The sequence below is a fragment of the Lysobacter ciconiae genome, from assembly GCF_015209725.1.
Classification (GTDB): Bacteria; Pseudomonadota; Gammaproteobacteria; order Xanthomonadales; family Xanthomonadaceae; genus Novilysobacter; species Novilysobacter ciconiae.
Window position 1 is genome coordinate 2,684,824 of the sequence record NZ_CP063656.1, and the last position, 16,516, is coordinate 2,701,339.

General features: G+C 66.8%; 19 protein-coding genes. 6 read left to right on the plus strand and 13 right to left on the minus strand.

From position 1 onward, the window contains the following. The first annotated feature begins 15 nt into the window (after positions 1–15). On the plus strand, positions 16–807 hold the full coding sequence (locus INQ41_RS12085) for a hypothetical protein (RefSeq protein ID WP_193984809.1): 792 nt from the start codon (positions 16–18) through the stop codon (positions 805–807). Between the two features lie 58 nt (positions 808–865). Here the strand turns inward: INQ41_RS12085 and INQ41_RS12090 are convergent, their stop codons facing one another. From INQ41_RS12090 to ubiE, 3 genes are all read right to left on the minus strand, one after another. Beyond that, complete coding sequence (locus tag INQ41_RS12090) at positions 866–1,573, minus strand: outer membrane protein assembly factor BamD (protein WP_193987376.1); 708 nt, start codon at positions 1,571–1,573, stop codon at positions 866–868. Between the two features lie 530 nt (positions 1,574–2,103). Beyond that, positions 2,104–4,053, minus strand: a complete 1,950-nt coding sequence (locus tag INQ41_RS12095) for a M1 family metallopeptidase (RefSeq protein ID WP_193984811.1) — start codon at positions 4,051–4,053, stop codon at positions 2,104–2,106. Positions 4,054–4,125: 72 nt separating this feature from the next. Beyond that, a complete protein-coding gene (gene ubiE, locus INQ41_RS12100) occupies positions 4,126–4,965 on the minus strand; it encodes a bifunctional demethylmenaquinone methyltransferase/2-methoxy-6-polyprenyl-1,4-benzoquinol methylase UbiE (protein WP_193984813.1) in 840 nt (279 codons plus the stop codon). Between the two features lie 100 nt (positions 4,966–5,065). Between ubiE and INQ41_RS12105 the strand changes: the two genes are divergently transcribed. The 3 genes from INQ41_RS12105 (at position 5,066) to INQ41_RS12110 (ending at position 6,926) form a co-directional block, all read left to right on the plus strand. Further along, positions 5,066–5,518 carry a nucleoside deaminase gene (locus INQ41_RS12105; protein ID WP_193987377.1) on the plus strand — a complete coding sequence of 151 codons (453 nt, stop codon included), beginning with the start codon at positions 5,066–5,068 and terminating at the stop codon, positions 5,516–5,518. Between the two features lie 163 nt (positions 5,519–5,681). Next, positions 5,682–5,954 (plus strand): hypothetical protein, encoded by a 273-nt coding sequence (locus tag INQ41_RS13310; protein WP_228076607.1) that lies wholly within the window; start codon positions 5,682–5,684, stop codon positions 5,952–5,954. Positions 5,955–6,557: 603 nt separating this feature from the next. After that, the gene (locus tag INQ41_RS12110) at positions 6,558–6,926 is read left to right on the plus strand and encodes a GFA family protein (RefSeq protein WP_228076819.1); all 369 of its coding nucleotides are present in this window, start codon (positions 6,558–6,560) and stop codon (positions 6,924–6,926) included. Between the two features lie 4 nt (positions 6,927–6,930). Here INQ41_RS12110 and INQ41_RS12115 read toward each other — a convergent pair whose 3' ends face one another. Further along, positions 6,931–8,088 (minus strand): GGDEF domain-containing protein, encoded by a 1,158-nt coding sequence (locus tag INQ41_RS12115; protein WP_193984814.1) that lies wholly within the window; start codon positions 8,086–8,088, stop codon positions 6,931–6,933. 189 nt (positions 8,089–8,277) lie between these two features. Here INQ41_RS12115 and INQ41_RS12120 point away from each other — a divergent pair, with 189 nt between their 5' ends. Together INQ41_RS12120 and fabR are read left to right on the plus strand one after the other, a co-directional pair. Further along, the gene (locus INQ41_RS12120; RefSeq protein ID WP_193984816.1) at positions 8,278–8,784 is read left to right on the plus strand and encodes a hemerythrin domain-containing protein; all 507 of its coding nucleotides are present in this window, start codon (positions 8,278–8,280) and stop codon (positions 8,782–8,784) included. Between the two features lie 25 nt (positions 8,785–8,809). Continuing rightward, positions 8,810–9,487 carry an HTH-type transcriptional repressor FabR gene (gene fabR, locus INQ41_RS12125; RefSeq protein WP_193984818.1) on the plus strand — a complete coding sequence of 226 codons (678 nt, stop codon included), beginning with the start codon at positions 8,810–8,812 and terminating at the stop codon, positions 9,485–9,487. 3 nt (positions 9,488–9,490) lie between these two features. Here fabR and INQ41_RS12130 read toward each other — a convergent pair whose 3' ends face one another. From INQ41_RS12130 to INQ41_RS12170, 9 genes are all read right to left on the minus strand, one after another. After that, positions 9,491–10,033: a hypothetical protein gene (locus INQ41_RS12130; RefSeq protein ID WP_193984820.1), complete on the minus strand. Its 543-nt coding sequence runs from the start codon at positions 10,031–10,033 to the stop codon at positions 9,491–9,493. After that, positions 10,030–10,536 (minus strand): RNA polymerase sigma factor, encoded by a 507-nt coding sequence (locus INQ41_RS12135; RefSeq protein WP_193984822.1) that lies wholly within the window; start codon positions 10,534–10,536, stop codon positions 10,030–10,032. The genes INQ41_RS12130 and INQ41_RS12135 overlap by 4 nt, the downstream gene beginning before the upstream one ends. Positions 10,537–10,740: 204 nt before the next feature. Next, positions 10,741–12,123: an ATP-dependent protease ATPase subunit HslU gene (gene hslU / locus INQ41_RS12140; protein WP_228076608.1), complete on the minus strand. Its 1,383-nt coding sequence runs from the start codon at positions 12,121–12,123 to the stop codon at positions 10,741–10,743. A gap of 2 nt (positions 12,124–12,125) precedes the next feature. Further along, the gene (gene hslV, locus INQ41_RS12145) at positions 12,126–12,677 is read right to left on the minus strand and encodes an ATP-dependent protease subunit HslV (RefSeq protein WP_193984824.1); all 552 of its coding nucleotides are present in this window, start codon (positions 12,675–12,677) and stop codon (positions 12,126–12,128) included. Between the two features lie 675 nt (positions 12,678–13,352). Beyond that, positions 13,353–14,282 carry a tyrosine recombinase XerC gene (xerC, locus tag INQ41_RS12150; protein WP_193984826.1) on the minus strand — a complete coding sequence of 310 codons (930 nt, stop codon included), beginning with the start codon at positions 14,280–14,282 and terminating at the stop codon, positions 13,353–13,355. Continuing rightward, positions 14,272–14,946 (minus strand): DUF484 family protein, encoded by a 675-nt coding sequence (locus INQ41_RS12155; protein ID WP_193984828.1) that lies wholly within the window; start codon positions 14,944–14,946, stop codon positions 14,272–14,274. The genes xerC and INQ41_RS12155 overlap by 11 nt, the downstream gene beginning before the upstream one ends. Further along, positions 14,943–15,809 (minus strand): diaminopimelate epimerase, encoded by an 867-nt coding sequence (gene dapF, locus INQ41_RS12160; RefSeq protein WP_193984829.1) that lies wholly within the window; start codon positions 15,807–15,809, stop codon positions 14,943–14,945. Before dapF ends, INQ41_RS12155 begins: the two co-directional genes overlap by 4 nt. After that, the gene (gene lptM, locus INQ41_RS12165) at positions 15,802–16,083 is read right to left on the minus strand and encodes an LPS translocon maturation chaperone LptM (RefSeq protein WP_193984831.1); all 282 of its coding nucleotides are present in this window, start codon (positions 16,081–16,083) and stop codon (positions 15,802–15,804) included. Before lptM ends, dapF begins: the two co-directional genes overlap by 8 nt. Positions 16,084–16,123: 40 nt before the next feature. Beyond that, positions 16,124–16,513 (minus strand): YbaN family protein, encoded by a 390-nt coding sequence (locus INQ41_RS12170; RefSeq protein WP_193984833.1) that lies wholly within the window; start codon positions 16,511–16,513, stop codon positions 16,124–16,126. Positions 16,514–16,516 lie beyond the last annotated feature (3 nt).

Consider the following 16,516-nt stretch of genomic DNA (forward strand, 5'->3'; position numbering starts at 1 on the left):
GCACGCCGACGGCGCATGCGAATCGACCGGTTTCCAGCGCGGTTCGCACTGCTTGCCGCACTGACGCTGGCGCTGGCGGGCTGTGGAATCCGGCAACTGGCGCGCGCCGAGGCCTTGGTGCCGGATCACGGTGGGCACGCCGTCAGGGTGCTGACGATCGGCAATGTGGCGCTCTACGACTTCATGTCGGTACTGCCCGGCGGCGCAGGTGATCGTTGTCCGTTGGCTGAAGCCAGCTCCAAAAGGATCACGGTTCGCGGCTGCGGCAGCGATGCGCGGGAGATGCTGCCCTGGCTTGAGGCCTCGCTGCCTGCGATCGAGGCCTACCTTCGGGAGATTCACGTATCCCGGCTGCGGGTGTCCCTGCACCGGCCCGGCTCCAGGGTGCTGAAGAGGGGATGGCGATCGTCCGCACTGGACAACATGACGGTGGCGATGTCATTTCGCTACGCGCCGGGGAGCGAGCGACATGCGAGATACGCGGTGCGCGTCCTGGCGCACGAGCTGACCCATGTCGCGCACAAGCGCAGACCCGCGCAGGGCGAATCAGAAGAGTATTTCGGCGCGATCGCCGAATCGTGCGTTGAGTACGCCGTATTCGGGTCCACGTCTGGCTACGCATTCGAAACCGACGTGAAGGGAACGATCTCCGACGACTTTGACGACGCGCAACGGGAATCGGCGACGGAGGCCCAGCGCGCTTACGGGTGGGTCATCGAGTTTGCGGGGGATGACGGAACCGTCCGCCAGCCCAACGGGCACTTTGAAGCGTTTTGTACTGCAAGCATTGGAGTCAGCAGGGCATGAGCATCGCGGGGGTCGCAACAAAGGCAAATTGCGCGACGCAACTCCGACGACCCGGCACTTAGTTCCAGCCGGGCATCCGCTCCGGATCCAGGCCACCGACTTCGAATGAGGCGGTGCGTTTGCCGCCGGCTTTGACCGGGAACTCGATGCTGAGCACGCGCGCCTGTTTGGCCAGCTTCCAGAGAGTCTTCTCGTCCTCGACGAACATCGCGATCGCATCATCGGTGTCGGGGCGGCTGCCGGCCATGGAGCGCGGCTTTTCCCCGTCGACGGTGACGGCGAGCTTGCAGCCCTTGTAGCAGTCGAAGTCACCGGCCTCCAGGACGAGGTAGCTGCTGCGGCCCCACTCGGGGTGGTCGCGGAAAATCAATCGCACGGGCCGGGCGGCGGTGCCGTCGGTCTCGACGTTTTCACGCGCGTAGATCGCCGCCGACAGTTGCTCCTTCTTGCCGACCGGCTGGGTCTGGTAGGACCACAGCCCTGTCAGCCGCCGCGTCTCCCGTATCTCATTGGCTTTGGCCGCCGCCTCCTCGTGCCGACCGGCGATGCGTTCGGCGGCCGCGCTGTCGGGGTATTCGGCGATCAGCACGTCGCCGTGGGCCTTGGCCAGATCCCACTTGCCGGCATCGAACTGGGCGTCGAACTCGGCCGCCATCGCCTCGGCCTGGCGGTCCAGCGCGGCGGCCTGCTCGGTGCGGGCGATCTCGGGGTCGGGCTCGGGCTTGCACCCGCCAAGGAGCACCGCGCACGTCAGGGCGACGAGCATCGGCAATCCGCGCGTCACTTGCGGACCGGATTGCGGCGAGTGGTCGGCGGGCTCGAACGGCTTACAGGTCATTGCGGGGTTCTCTTTCAGTTCAGGACTCAAGCGTGCCTGATTTTCAGTGGTTCTTCCCGCATGCGACGGGGCCGCCGTGGCTCTATAGCGTCGATGGGATCTTTGGTTGGGGCTTTCGCGGGAGAGCCGGGGATGAACGCCCTTGGGGCGAATGTCCCCCGGCACCAATGAAGCCGGTGCCTCCTCCTTTATTTCGCCCCAAGCGCATTCACCCCCGTCATGACGAGAACGCGGTAGTTGCAGGAGCGAGAATCCACCAGTTCCGGCGCGGTCTGTATGCCTTCCGGGCGAAGTAAAGGAGGAGGCCTGCGCCGCAGGCGGAGGCCGGGGGGACATTCGCCCGGAAGGCATACAGGCCACGCCCCGCGAAAATCAACCGGATGAGCGCGGAGACGAAAGCCGGATACAACGCGACCGCCCGGAGGCGGCCGCGAGGAGGACGTCCAATCAGCTGGCGATCAGTCGACCGGCTTGGTCACCGACTTGTCGCCCTTGGCCTCGGCGATGACGGCGTCCACCGAACCGGTGGTGATCGGGTGGTAGCCGGGACGTGCCTGGGCGAGCACTTTCTCGGCCATTGCCAGGCCTTCCGGAGTCTTCACCAGCTCGGCGTAGGTCGGCATGATCAGCTTGCGGCGACCGACGCGCTCCAGGAACGCGGCAATCGCGTCATTGGCTTCCGGATAGCCGCTACGCACGGTCAGCGGGTACCAGCGCATCGCGATCTCGCCGTTAGGCGTGCCGGTGAACTTGTAGGCGGCGTCCAGCGCGGCCAGCTGCTCGTGGCTCAGCGTCTGCGGCATGCCTTCCAGGAAGTGCAGCCACTCCTGCGTGCTCCACTTGGCGGTGACGTCGCTGGCCGGCAGGGTGCCGTCGTCCAGCCAGGCCTTGCGCACGGTGTCGACCGCGTCGAACTGCGGCGACTTGGTCACCGGCGCGGACCCGGGGATGCCCTGGCCGTAGATCCACTCGTCCAGCTCGGCCTCGGTGACCTTGCCGGGGTGCTTGGCCAGCAGGTTGTCCTTGGCGTACTGGATGAAGGTCGTGGTCGGGATCGACTGGAATGCGAAGTGGTCGAAGTAGCCGCGCAGGAACGGGTCGAAGTCCTCGCGGCCGAAGCGGTGCTCCAGGAACATCATGAACCAGGCGCCCTTGTCGTAGGCGACCTCGGTCAGGGTGTCGCCGGCCTTGACGTGGATGTCAGGACGGATCGCCAGCGCCTGCGCCTGCGGCTCCATGTCGCCGATGGTCTTGCGCAGCTCGTTCTGGGCGATCGCCGCTTCCATGTCGGCGAAGTCCTTGCCGTACAGCGACTCGATGATGCGGTTCTCGACGTAGCTGGTGATGCCCTCGTTCATCCACTGGTCTTTCGGGCTGGAGAAGGTCACCAGGTTGCCGGCCCAGCTGTGCGCCAGTTCGTGCGCGATCAGCGAGACCAGCGACTTGTCGCCGACGATCACGGTCGGGGTGGCGAAGGTCAGGCGCGGGTTTTCCATGCCGCCGTAGGGGAAGGACGGCGGCAGCACGAGGATGTCGTAGCGGCCCCAGCGGTACGGGCCGTACACGGCCTCGGTGGCCTCGATCATCTTCTCGGTGTCGGCGAACTCGGCGGTGGCCCTCTCGACCATGGCCGGCTCGGCCCACACGCCGCTGCGGTCGGAGATCGGCTTGAACTCCAGGTCGCCGGCGGCGATCGCCAGCAGGTAGGACGGAATCGCCTGCGGCATGGCGAAGGTGTAATCGCCGTCACGCTCGGCCTTGGGATCGTTGTCGGCGCTCATCAGCACCATCACGTCCTTGGGGCTGGTCACGTGCGCGGTGTAGGTGAAGCGCACGCGCGGCGTGTCCTGCAGCGGCACCCAGGAGCGCGCGTGGATCTGCTGCGACTGGCTGAACATGAAGGGCTGCTTGCCGCCCTCGGTCATCGCCGGGGTCAGCCACTGCAGGCCGGATGCGTCGGGCGAGGTGCGGTAGGTCACGCGGACGCGCTCGTTGCGGTCGGGCACCTGGATGGTCAGCTTGCTGCCCAGGCGCTTGTCGGCATCGGCCAGCTCGTACTTGAGGTCGGTCCACTTGTCGTCGCTGCGCTCACCGACCACCTTCTCGATGGTCAGGTCGCGGGTGTCGAGCACCAGTTCGTTGGCGTCATCGGCAACCCAGTCCAGGTCGTACGTCGCGCTGCCGCTGATTTCCCTGGCGTCGAAATCGACGTTGAGGGCGAGCGCGAGGTCCTTGATGCGGACCTTGTCGGGCTCGGCGTAGGAAAGCGAGTCGTACTCGGCCGGTGCGGCGGTGGCCACATCGGCATCGGGTTTGGCGGCCGTATCCGCGGCCGGCGCGTTGTCGCGCGAGCAGCCGCCCAGTACCACGGCGGCGGCAAAAAACAGGGTCAGGATCGAGGAGCGCATGGGCAGGCCCGGGGTTGCAGGACAATCCCCGAGTGTAGCCGCGCCCGCGCGGGGCGCGAAGTGACTTCCGTCCTACACCTTGTAGCCGGTGTGGATGGCGACGATGCCGGCGGACATGTTGCGGTAGCTGCAGCGGGCGAAACCCGCGCCCTCCATCATCGCTTTGAGCTCGTCCTGCGGCGGGTGCTTGCGGATGCTCTCGGCGAGGTACTGGTAGCTGTCGGCATCCCTGGCGAACAGCTGGCCCAGGCGCGGCAGGATCTTGAAGGAATGGAAGTCGTAGATCGGCTTGAACCACTCCGGCTTGACCTCGGAGAACTCCAGCACCCGTGCCTGGCCGCCGACCTTCAGCACGCGGTGCATCTCGGCCAGCGCCGCGTCCTTGTCGGTCACGTTGCGCAGGCCGAAGGCGATGGTGACCAGGTCGAAGCTGGCGTCCGGGAACGGCAGCTTCTCGGCATTCATCTGCACGTAGTCAAAGCCGGCGACCTTGCCCTTGTCGGTCATCCGGTCGCGGCCCACGCGCAGCATCGCGCCGTTGATGTCGCCCAGCACGATCGAGCCGGTATCGCCGACGCGATCCTTGAGCAGCAACGCGATATCGCCGGTGCCACCGGCCAGGTCCAGCACCCGGTCGCCGCGCTTGACCTGCGCGGTGGCGACGAAGAAGCGCTTCCAGATCCGGTGGATGCCCATCGACATCAGGTCGTTCATCAGGTCGTAGCTGCCGGCGACCGAGGAAAACACTTCCCCGACCAGCTTCTGCTTGTCCCCGGTGGGAACATCGCGGAAGCCGAAATGGGTCGTGCCGGCGGGATTGGCCTGCGGCGCCGGCGCCGCCGTGGACGCATCGTGCGCGCGCGCGGTGTCGGCGACGGAATCGGGGGCGCTGCTGGGGTTTGGATCGTTCATGGGCCGATTATCGCACCGCCCCGCCGGCGTTGCGCTCACGCGCTCGACATCCCGCGTGGGCGCGGCGACGATCCCTCCATCCACCGCTACCGGCCGACCGATGATCAGCACCCCCGACTATCCCGCCCTGCTCGCCACCGCCGTCGCCGAGGCCCGCCAGGGCCTGGCCGAAGGCGGCATCCCGATCGGCGCCGCGCTGTACCACGCCGACGGCCGCCTGCTGGGCTGCGGCCACAACCGGCGCGTGCAGGACGGCGACCCGTCCAGCCACGGCGAGACCGACGCCTTCCGCAAGGCCGGCCGCCAGCGCAATTACCGCGACACCATCATGGTCACGACGCTCGCGCCCTGCTGGTACTGCAGCGGCCTGATCCGACAGTTCAATATCGGCACCGTCGTGGTGGGCGAGTCGGAAACATTCCGCGGCGGGATCGACTGGTTGCGGGAGAACGGCACAACCGTGATCGATCTGGCGGACAAGGATTGCATGGAGATGATGCATGGGTATATTGCGGCTAATCCCGAGGTCTGGGATGAGGATATTGGGGAGTGAGGGGCGTTTGTTACCCAAAACAGACGGAAGTTTGCCTGGGACGGATTGATTGGGGTGAGGCGGCTCCCGCACATTGCGTCGGGTAGTTGGAAATCGACAGAACGAATAGGCACCCGTTTGGCGCCTGACAGGTGTGAAACAGCTTTGGGAGTAGGTCGCGGACATGGATAAGACGCAAGCTGATGCGATGGCTCAGGTGATACTCGATCGTGAGCCACTTGCAAAAGAGGAATCTCGCCGTAAGCGAGCACGCGAAGCGGAGAAGGTTGCAAGCCAAAGACGGCAAGCTAAATTCGTCCTCGCAGGGTACGCGTTGGGTGCCGCCAGCGGCTACTTCATCTCCGGAAGCGTTGGGTCTTTTGGGCTATTGGGCGCGTTAGTTGGCATATTACTCAGCATCGTATTGAAGCGGTTCCATGAAAGCGCCGCTGTCTAGCTCGCTCAGGCCTAGCTCACGAAGTCCCATTTCCAAACAGAATCATGGTTCGATTTCAATCAACACACGGCCAACTCGCTGCGGGCCGGCTTAACTATGGCGTTAGATGGACAACGTAACCATATTGCAAAAAGCGTCTGGAATACTGGGATGCTTACTCGGTCTAGGGCTGGCCTTTTCGCACGGCGGCCTTATTGGTGTCGGCATCATCGCTCTTTCGCTCGCTGTGTTTAATGGTCTCGCGCACGATGCCTGGAGGAGCTTTGACCCGAGCGGAGACGATGACTTTGGGGACGGATCAGACGGTGCTGACGGTGGTGGAGGAGATGGCGGTGACTAGCGGTTGGACACTAAGAACTCGTTCAAGTTGAAACGGTAACTCTTTCCGCCCAGTGGACCGGCGCCACGGCGGATTCTGACCCCTAATACCTCAGCAGCGAGGCTTTTTTGCTCAAGGTCGGCGCCGGCTGCTCGGCGGATGGAGTTCATAGTTGCCCGCAATATCATGCCGCGGCTGCCTCTAGCTATCGAACGTAGACTTGCTCCCTCCCCACGCGGACATTTCCGATGATCAAACTGGTAGGCGGCGTCTAGGTCCAACCCATCCACCGGACGTCATGCCATTGCGGCGCGGTCGAGCTGGAGCTCGACCTGCCCGACGGGATCGTCAATCCGCGGCGCTGCGATTGCTCCATCTGCCGGCGCAAGGGCGCAATCGTCGCCTCGGTCCCGTTGGACGGCCTGCGTGTTACGAAGGGCTCGGAGCAACTGACGCTCTACCAGTTCAACACCCATACGGCGAAGCACTACTTCTGCCGGATCTGCGGGATCTACACGCATCACCATCGTCGGTCCGATCCCATGCAGTACGGCTACAACGTCGGCTGCCTGGAGGGTATCAACCCGTTTGACCTGCCCGACGTCGTCACCGAAGACGGCGTCCACCACCCTGCGGATGGGCGCGATCAATGAAAGCCTATTGCGGTGATTCAGCGGTGGCGTAGCGCTGCGATGGGTCGCCCTCGGGCGCCACGGCATTGCGGTTGCGGCCCGCGCGCTTCGCTTCGTACAGCGCGCGGTCTGCGCGCTCGAGCAGGTCGTCGGCGGTCTCTTCACGGCGGTGTTGGGCGACGCCGGCGGAGAAGGTGATGCACCGGCTGTCGGTCCCGCAGTTCGCCACCGCCCTTCGCATCCGTTCCAGCAGGCGGCAGATGCCGTCGACGTTGCCGCACGCCAGCACCACGAATTCCTCGCCGCCCCAGCGGCCGATCGCGTCGGTGGTGCGCAGCATCGCCGTCGCGCGGCGGGCGAATTCCCTGAGTACCTCGTCGCCACCGGCGTGTCCGAGCTCGTCATTGATGGCCTTGAAGTGGTCGATGTCGATCAGCGCCACGCAAAACGGCGCGAACTCGCGCGAGGACAGCGCGGCGCTCCGCTCCAGCAGCGTTCGCATGGAACGCCGGTTTGCGATGCCGGTGAGTTCATCGCTCACCGCCAGCCGCTCGACCTGCGAGAGTGCCTGCATGAGCGCTTCGCGCTGGCGGTGGAGCTTGCGCCGGACACTGGACAGGCGCGCCACGATGAACCCCAGCGGCGGCAGCACCACCAGCAGCATCAGCACATTATTGATGTCGACCATGAGCGGCGTCATCGCGCCGTGCTGCGGGATCCATTGCGGGAACCACGCACGCAGTGTCACGGCCGCGACCAGCGCGAACAGGTTCAGGACCGTCAGGAACGCGATCTGTCGCCACTGCAGGGTGAATGCGCCGAATACGATGGTCACGACCATCGGCAACAGGGCCGCGGTGCGCATCGGGCCGATGAGCAGGTAGCCCCAGTTGGCACAGAGCACGCCGATCGACAGTTGCCAGATGGTCAGCGACGGGTCCTGGAACCGCTCGGTCCAGCCGCTGCGAAGGGCGACATAGCCGGCCAGAAGTCCGGCGAAGACGAAGCCCAGCCAGAGCAGGGCGGCGGTCTTGCTCATCCATCCCTGCAGCACGCCGGCGATCAGCCAGATCGCCGCGCCCATGTAGATGTAGCCCGCGATCAGCCATTGCATCAGTCGTTCCCTGCGCCGCGGGTGGGCGCTGCCCACCAGGTCCACCATCCGGGAAAGTAGCGATTGCATTGTTCTGGCGCTCCAGCACGGCTACCGGGAGGGTTGACCTATTGGACCTATCGGCCGGCCCGGCAGAACCTGAAGGGCGTTCGCGAAATTTGTGTGTTCCACATTCACAGCCCGTGAAGTGCGGCCAGGCCTCAACTTGCCTGCACCGGGGCGACGGGCTACAACTCCCTGTTCACAGGGGAGGTCACAATGGGTTTCTTGAAACGGCTTTTCGGCACGCAGGCGCCTGAACCCGCGGCGCCGGTGTTGCCTGAGCCAGGCAACGCCGCACGCACCATCCGCTACGACGAGACCCTCGTCGACAGCCTCAAGCACGACCACGAAGAGCTCGTCGCGATGTACACGCGCATGGGCGAGGACGCGGCTGCGGGCCGCTTCGATGGGCTCGACGCGGCGCTGCAGGAGTTCAAGGTGCGCCTGGAATCGCACCTGCTGACGGAGAACGTGCGCTTCTACGTCTATCTGGAACAGATGCTGGCCGACGACGCCGAGAACACGGCGCTGATCCGTGGTTTCCGGCGCGAGATGAACTCCATCGCGCGCGGCGTGGTCGACTTCGTCGCCCGGTACCGCAAGGAGCCGGTGAACGCGGCGAACCAGGCGGAATTCCTGGCCGCCCATGGCGAAGTCGGGCGGCTGCTGACCCAGCGCATCGCGCGCGAGGAGTCGGAGCTGTACGTCCTGTATCACCTATGAGGTGCGCAGCGCGTTTTAAGAGATGATGTCGGCCTCTTCCCCTGCACTCCCGGCGGCACAGGTGCCCAAACCGATTCCGACCACCAGCGACGGCCCCGGCCGCAGACCGGCGATCAGCCGTGAAGACCTGATCGAGGCCGCGCTGGCGATTCTGGGCCCGAACCGCAGCGTCTCTACGCTCGGCCTGCGCGAGGTGGCGCGCGAGGCGAAGATCGCGCCCAACAGTTTCTACCGGCATTTCCGCGACATCGACGAGCTGGCCGTGGTGCTGATCGAGCGCGCCGGCACGTCCTTGCGCGCCATCATCGGGCGGGCGCGCAATCGCGCCGACCCCAACGGCGGCGTGGTGCGCAGTTCGGTGGAGGCGTTCTTCGATCAGCTGCGCGCCGACGACAAGCTGCTGCACCTGCTGCTGCGCGAAGGCCTGGTGGGCTCGGATGCGTACAAGGAGGCAGTCGACCGGCAGTTGCGCTTCTTCGAGGAAGAGCTGCGGGTGGACCTGATCCGGCTCTCCAAGCTCAACCGGGTGCCGATGCACGAGCCGGCGCTGGTGGCCCGCGCGATCACGCGGCTGGTGTTTGCCGTCGGTGGCAGCGCGATGGACCTGCCGCCGGAGCGCTACCCGCAGCAGATCGACGAGCTCACCACGATGGTGCGGATGATCGTCAACGGCGCCCAGGCGACGAATCTGGCGACCGGCTGACGATCAGCGCAACAGCTCCGCCCGCTCGCGGCGCAGGCTGCGGATCCTGCGCAGCATCTGCCAGGTGCGCGCAGCCAGATACGGCAGATACAGCACGGCTGACATGACGGTGCCGCCCTGCACCTTCTCAAGTTGGATGCTTGGAATCAGCACCCACGCACAGGCGACCATCACCAGCGCGATGGGCACTCCGGCCCAGTGCGTTGCCAGGATGAAGCGGGCGCGGCCAATCTCGGCGTCGATCAACCCCACCAGTCCGCGCTCGGGCGAGCCGAACAGGCGATAGCACCGACGCAGCAGCAGGTAGATCCCCTGGCAAGCCACCAACAGCACGCCGGCGACCACCAGCCAGCGCCGCATGCCGGGATCGTCCACCCACGCCCACCCGATCATCGCCAGGGCAAGCACGAACGCGCCCAGCTCGCCAATCAGTCCAAGGTGCGTGCGGCGCGCATGGCGACGCAGCCGCTGCTGCAGGACTGCCGGATCGCCCACGCTCATCGAGTCCCATTGCGCGGCGAGCGCGTCCCATTCCTGATTGCTCATTTCGCGGGCTCCAGAAGCGTGCGCAGATGCTGTCGCGCCCGCGACAGGCGTTGATCGACGGTGTTGCCGGGCATGCCGAGGATCTCGGCGATCTCGCGATTGGCGAAGCCCTCCAGCACCAGCAGCACGCACTCGCGCTGGCCGACGGGCAGGCCGCGCACTGCCTGCAGCAAGCGCTGCCGGCGCTGCGATTGGCCGGCGTGCTCGTCGGGACGCGGGTCGTGGCTCTCAAAGCTGTCGTCGATGGCGTCACCGTCGAAGCGGTTGGAGCGCTTGCGCACGTGATCCAGCGCAGCGAACTGCGCGGTACGCGCGACGAAGGCCTTCAGCGGGCCGTCGCCGCGGAAGGCGGGAAGCGCCTTCCAGACCGCCACGGACATTTCCTGGGCAAGGTCGTCGCGCGCCGCGTTGGTGCGTGTGTAACCCGAGGCGATGCGGAACAGCATCGCGCCGTGCTCGCGCAGCACCGCATCGATATCGGTCACCGGCTGGGCGCGACTCATTCTGTCGCGCCCTGCCCGTGCACTGCTGTTTGCGAGCTCCATGCGCGCCTCGTTTGCATCCCCATAGCCTTGTTAGACGTGGCGGTCGCGGAAAACCTGACACATGCGCCGCGCGAGCGCTCGTGCGATCGCGTCATCAACCCCAAAGATGGGGGACGTCCCAAGAAAAAAGCCCGCCGGGTGGCGGGCTTTCAGTCCAGCGACTTAGAGGATGTAGCGGCTCAGATCCGGATCCTTCACCAGCTCGCCCAGGTTGGCATCAACGTAGTTGCGGTCGATGGTGATCGCCTGGCCGTCGCGGTCGGGCGCCTCGTAGCTGAGGGTGTCCAGCAGGCGCTCCAGCACGGTGTGCAGGCGGCGGGCACCGATGTTTTCCTGGCGCTCGTTGACCAGCGCGGCGATCTCGGCGATGCGCTCGATGGCATCGTCGGTAAACGCCAGGCTGACGCCTTCGGTCTTCATCAGCTCGATGTACTGGACGGTCAAGGCCGCCTTGGGCTCGGTCAGGATGCGGATGAAGTCGCCCTTGGTCAGCGCCGACAGCTCGACCCGGATCGGGAAGCGGCCCTGCAGTTCCGGGATCAGGTCCGATGGCTTGGCCATGTGGAACGCGCCGGATGCGATGAACAGGATGTGGTCGGTCTTCACCGAGCCGTACTTGGTGCTGACGGTCGAGCCTTCCACCAGCGGCAGCAGGTCGCGCTGCACGCCTTCGCGGCTGACGTCGCCGCCACCCACGTTCTCACCGCGCTTGGCGACCTTGTCGATCTCGTCCAGGAACACGATGCCGTGCTGTTCGCACGCCTCGATCGCGGCCTCGCGGACCTCGTCCTCGTTGACCAGCTTGCCGGCTTCCTCTTCGATCAGCAGCGGGCGAGCGGCCTTGATGGTCATGGTCTTGGTGTTGGTCTTGCTGCTGCCCAGCTGGGAGAACATCTGCCGCAGCTGCTGGCCCATCTCCTCCATGCCCGGCGGCGCCATGATGTCCACGCCGCTGACGTGGACCGCGGTCTCGATGTCGATCTGGCGCTCGTCCAGCTCGCCAGACCGCAGCTGGCGGCGCAGCTTGATGCGTGTCTCGGACTCCTGCGCCGACGGCTCCTCGGCGGCCGCCTTGGGATCGAAGCCGATGCCACCGCCCAGCCCCTTGGTGCGCCTGGGCAGGAGGGCATCGAGGATGCGGTCCTCGGCGCGCTCTTCGGCCTCGGTGCGGACCTTCTGCTTGGCCTGCTCGCGATACAGCTTGACCGCGGTATCGGCCAGGTCGCGGATGATCTGCTCCACGTCCTTGCCGACGTAGCCGACCTCGGTGAAGCGCGTCGCCTCGACCTTCACGAACGGCGCATTGGCCAGGGTCGCCAGGCGCCGCGCGATCTCGGTCTTGCCCACGCCGGTCGGGCCGATCATCAGGATGTTCTTGGGCATGACCTCGTTGCGCAGGTCATCCGCCAGCATGCTGCGGCGCCAGCGGTTGCGCAGCGCGATGGCCACGGCGCGCTTGGCGTCCTGCTGGCCGATGATGTGGGTGTCGAGCGACTGCACGATCTCGCGCGGTGTCATCGTGGCGCTGGTGTGGTTGAACTTCATGCTTACAGCTCCTCAACCACGACGTTGCGGTTGGTGTAGATGCACACGTCGCCGGCGATGTTGATCGCCTCGGTCGCGATGGTGCGGGCGTCCAGTTCGGTATGCGCGTACAGCGCGCGGGCGGCGGACAGGGCGTACATGCCACCCGAACCGATGGCGATGATGCCGTCGTCGGGCTCGATGACATCGCCCGTGCCGCTGATGATCAGCGAGGTTTCCCTGTCGGCCACCGCGAGCAGCGCCTCGAGCTTTCCGAACCGGCGCTCGGTGCGCCAGTCCTTGGCCATCTCGACGGCGGCGCGGGTCAGCTGGCCGTGTTTCTCGAGCTTGGCTTCGAAGACCTCAAACAGGGTGAACGCATCGGCGGCCGCGCCGGCGAACCCGGCGATGACCTGCTCGTCGCGGCCGAGGCGGCGGATCTTGCGGGCGTTGGACTTCATCACCGTGTTGCCCAGGGTGACCTGGCCGTCACCGGCGATGGCGACGCGGCCGTTGCGGCGCACCGAGACGATGGTGGTGGCGTGGAAGACGGTGGGGTTCTGGCTGGGATCCATGTGGGCTCCGTGGTCGAACCTCATGGATGGGGGTCGCGCGGCGCTGTTCAAGCGCTGGGGGCTGAATGGTGGGGATGCGCGAGGCGGCCGCCGGGTACCGGCCGAGGTGCTGGCTGGTTGCGTATGGGATGCGCGGGGGCGGCTGCCGGGTACCGGGCCGAGGTAGTGGCTGGTTGCGTATGGGATGCCCGGGGGCGGCTGCCGGGCACCGGCCGAGGTGCTGGCTGGTTGCGTATGGGATGCCCGGGGGCGGCTGCCGGGTACCGTTTCCAGTCGCTCCACGAAATTCGCTTTGTGGAAACGGCACCCGGCAGCCGCTCTCGGAGCGCGCCGCGATCTGGTGGGGCAAGCAAGATCGGAGCGCCGATGTGTGGACCTTTTCGGTGACAAATAGCGTTGCTGCTGCGACGACTCGCAACCGACGTTCTGCGGCGAGGCAAGATGCGATGTCCGTTGCGATTACATAGAAGGCCGCGCGCTCCAACAACCCGCGGTCATCGGCGCCTGCCAAAGCAGACGCGAGCAAACGCGAACGCAGTGAACGAGGCTGGCCCCCCAGGCCGCGGCGTGAACCGTTGGGCGGGGCGGGGGATCCGGTTCAACCAAGCGAATATCGTGGAGCGACTTGAACCGGGTCCCCCGCCCCGCCCGCTCGTGCTTTCTACCCGGCGCACGTCAATCAGACGAAGGCTTCCGTTTCGCACGTGGGTGGGCCGCGTCGTACACCGTCGCCAGGTGCTGGAAGTCGAGGTGGGTATAGATCTGCGTGGTGGCGATGTCCGCGTGGCCGAGCAGCTCCTGCACCCCGCGCAGGTCGCCGGAGGACTCAAGGATGTGGCTGGCGAAGCTGTGGCGGAGCATGTGCGGGTGGACGGCTTTGGTCAGGCCCTGGCGCTGGGCCAGTTGGCGTAGCCGGTATTGCACCGCGCGCGGTGTGATCGGGCCGTTGCGGCCGGGGAAGACCGGGCTGTCATTGCCGGCGCCGGTCGAGGCGCGCCACTCGGCCAAGGCGGCGCGGGCGTAGGAACCCAGCGGCACGCTGCGTTGGCGGCTGCCTTTGCCGAGCACGGTGACCAAGCCGTCGTCGAGATCCAGGTCGCGCCAATGCAGGGCGCACAGCTCCGACAGGCGCAGGCCCGAGGAATAGAACAGCTCCAGCAGGGCGCGGTCGCGCAGGCCGAGCGGCGCGTCGGTGGGGACCTCGACCAGCACCTTGACCTCGTCGGCGTCCAGGACCTGCGGCAGCTTGCGCGGCGCGCGCGGGGCGCGGATCGCGGCGGCGGGACTGGCGGTGATGCGACCGTGGCGCAGGAGCCACGCGTAGAAGCTGCGGCAGGCGGACAGGCGGCGCTGCAGGCTCTTGGGCGCGAGTCCGCGGCGGTGTTCGGCGGCGATGAACCTCCGCAGCGAGTCGGCCTCCAGCCCGACCAGGTCGAGTGCCTGCGCGGCGGCCCACTGCGCCAGCGCGGTCAGGTCGCGGCGGTAGGCATCCAGCGTGTGCGCGGAGACTCCGCGCTCGACCTGCAGGTGCTCGAGGAACGCGGCGACGTTCGTGTCGAGCGGCGCGGCCGGTGCGGGCGCGGGGGTGCCGGAATCAGCGGGCATACCTCGCCAGCGCCGTTTCCAGCGCCTCGCCCATCATCTGCAGGAACAGCGTGCCCATACCGGGGAAGAACCGGTTGGGATCGCGGCTGCCCACCGCTACCAGCCCCAACGCGGGCAGCGGCAGCAATGCGGTGGACTGCACCTGGTCGGCGTTGTCGCCGTAGAGCAGCGCATGCTTTTCCGGCTGCAGGCGACCGCACAAGGGCTCGCCGTCGGCCAGGCAATCGCGGAACGGTTGCAGGCGCGCGTCATCGCGCTTGACCACCTGCAGCCACTCGTTCTCGTCCAGTCCGTCGATGGGCTCGAACAGGACCATCTGCACCAGGTCGCCGTTGAAGTCCTCCGCCAGCGTCGCCGCCATCGCGCGTACGGTGTCGGCGGCGGTGTCCTGGCGCATCAGGGCCAAGGCCAGCTGGTGGGTACGCACCGCCAGCCGCTCGTTTTCCTCGGCGTTGGCGAACAGCTCGCGCAGGCGCTTGGACAGTTCGCGGTTCTTGTCGCGCAACACCTCCAGCTGGTAGCTGGCCAGCGAGGCGGCCGAGCCCTCTTCGCGCGGGACCACCAAGGTGAGTGACAGGTCGGGGAACTGCTGCAGGAAGGTGGGATGGCGGCGCAGCCACGCGGCGACCTCGTGCGCACCCAGGGTTTCGGTGGTCTCGCTCATGCGTTCCATTCTCCTTCAAATACGAATGCGGCCGCGCCGGTCATCACCATCGGCTGGTCGTCGGTGGGCCAGCTGATCTGCAGGTCGCCGCCGGGCAGCGACACTTTCACATCGCGATCGACCAGGCCGCGCCGGGCGAGGATGGCGACGGCCGCGCACGCACCGCTGCCGCAGGCCAGGGTTTCACCGACGCCACGCTCATACACGCGCAGGCGGATGCGGTCGCGGCCGAGGATCTGGGCAAAACCGACGTTGACCGATTCGGGAAACGCCGGATGGTCCTGCAAGCCGGGTCCGGCCAAGTCCAGCTCGGCGGTATCAATGTCGTCGACTTCGATCAGCGCGTGCGGATTGCCCATGGACACCGCGCCCACCGGCATGATGCTGCCGCGCACCGGCAGCACGTACGGATCGCGCGCGGCGTCGAAGCCCACCATCGGGATCCGTGCCGGCTCGAACTCCGGCACGCCCATGTTGACCCGGTAGCGGCCATCCCCGAGGCGCTGCACCGTGTGGGCACCGATCGGGCTGTCGAGCTGGAACTCGCCTGCCGCTGGCGCGCTGCCTTCGCGCACCAGCCAGGCGGCGACGCAGCGGGCGCCGTTGCCGCACTGCTGCGAGCTGGAGCCGTCCGCGTTCCAGATGCGGTAGCTGGCGATGGCGGCCGCGGTGCGTGGCGCCTCGATGGTCAGGATCTGGTCGCAGCCCACGCCGTGGTGGCGATGGGCGATGGCGCGGCACAGGTCCGGTTGGGGTGCGTCGCGGTCACCGCGCAGGTCCAGCACGACAAAGTCGTTGCCGGCGCCGTGCATCTTGCTGAAAGGCAGGGCGGAAGTGGATCCGGTCCCCGCCGTTTCAGTCATTCCCGTCGTCGTCACCGCCCACCTCGGGGATCGGGTCGGCACCGGGTTCCTCGATGGTGTCGTCGGTCGTGGCGTCGTCCTCGACCGGTTCGGTGGCGTCGACGTCCCGCTCGTCGACATCGCGCTCGTCGACATCCTGGTCGTCGCTGTCGACCGGGGCATCGGCGGGAACGGCCTCGGGCAGGACCAGGGGTCCACTGTTGCCGCAGCCGGCAACGGCGAGCGGCAGGGCGAGGACGAGGGCGAGCAGGCAAATCGGCAGTCGTGCGTTCATCGCCGCAGTGTAACGGCGCCAGCGGGCAAGGCGATACCGCTCAGCGCTCCGGCTCGGGCCGCAGCCACAGCCAGCAGGCGATGACCGCCATGCTGATCGTGGCGACGGCGGCGATCCACAGGTGCGGAGCCGTCAGGAACGCGATGGCAGCGGCCAGCAACATCGACGCGCTGGCGAGCCACTTGGCGCGTCGCGAGACCGCTCCGTGGCGCTGCCAGTCACGGATCATCGGACCGAACACACGATGGGTCAGCAGGCGCTGGTGCAGCTGCTTGGAGCCCCGCGCTGCCGCGTACGCCGCCAGCAACACGAAGGGCACCGTGGGCAGCAGCGGCAGGACCACGCCGGCCGCCGCCAACCCCAGGCTCAGGTAGGCGAGCAACAACCAGGCCCAGCGCACCGGACCATGCGGGTCGCGCCCCATCGGCATGGC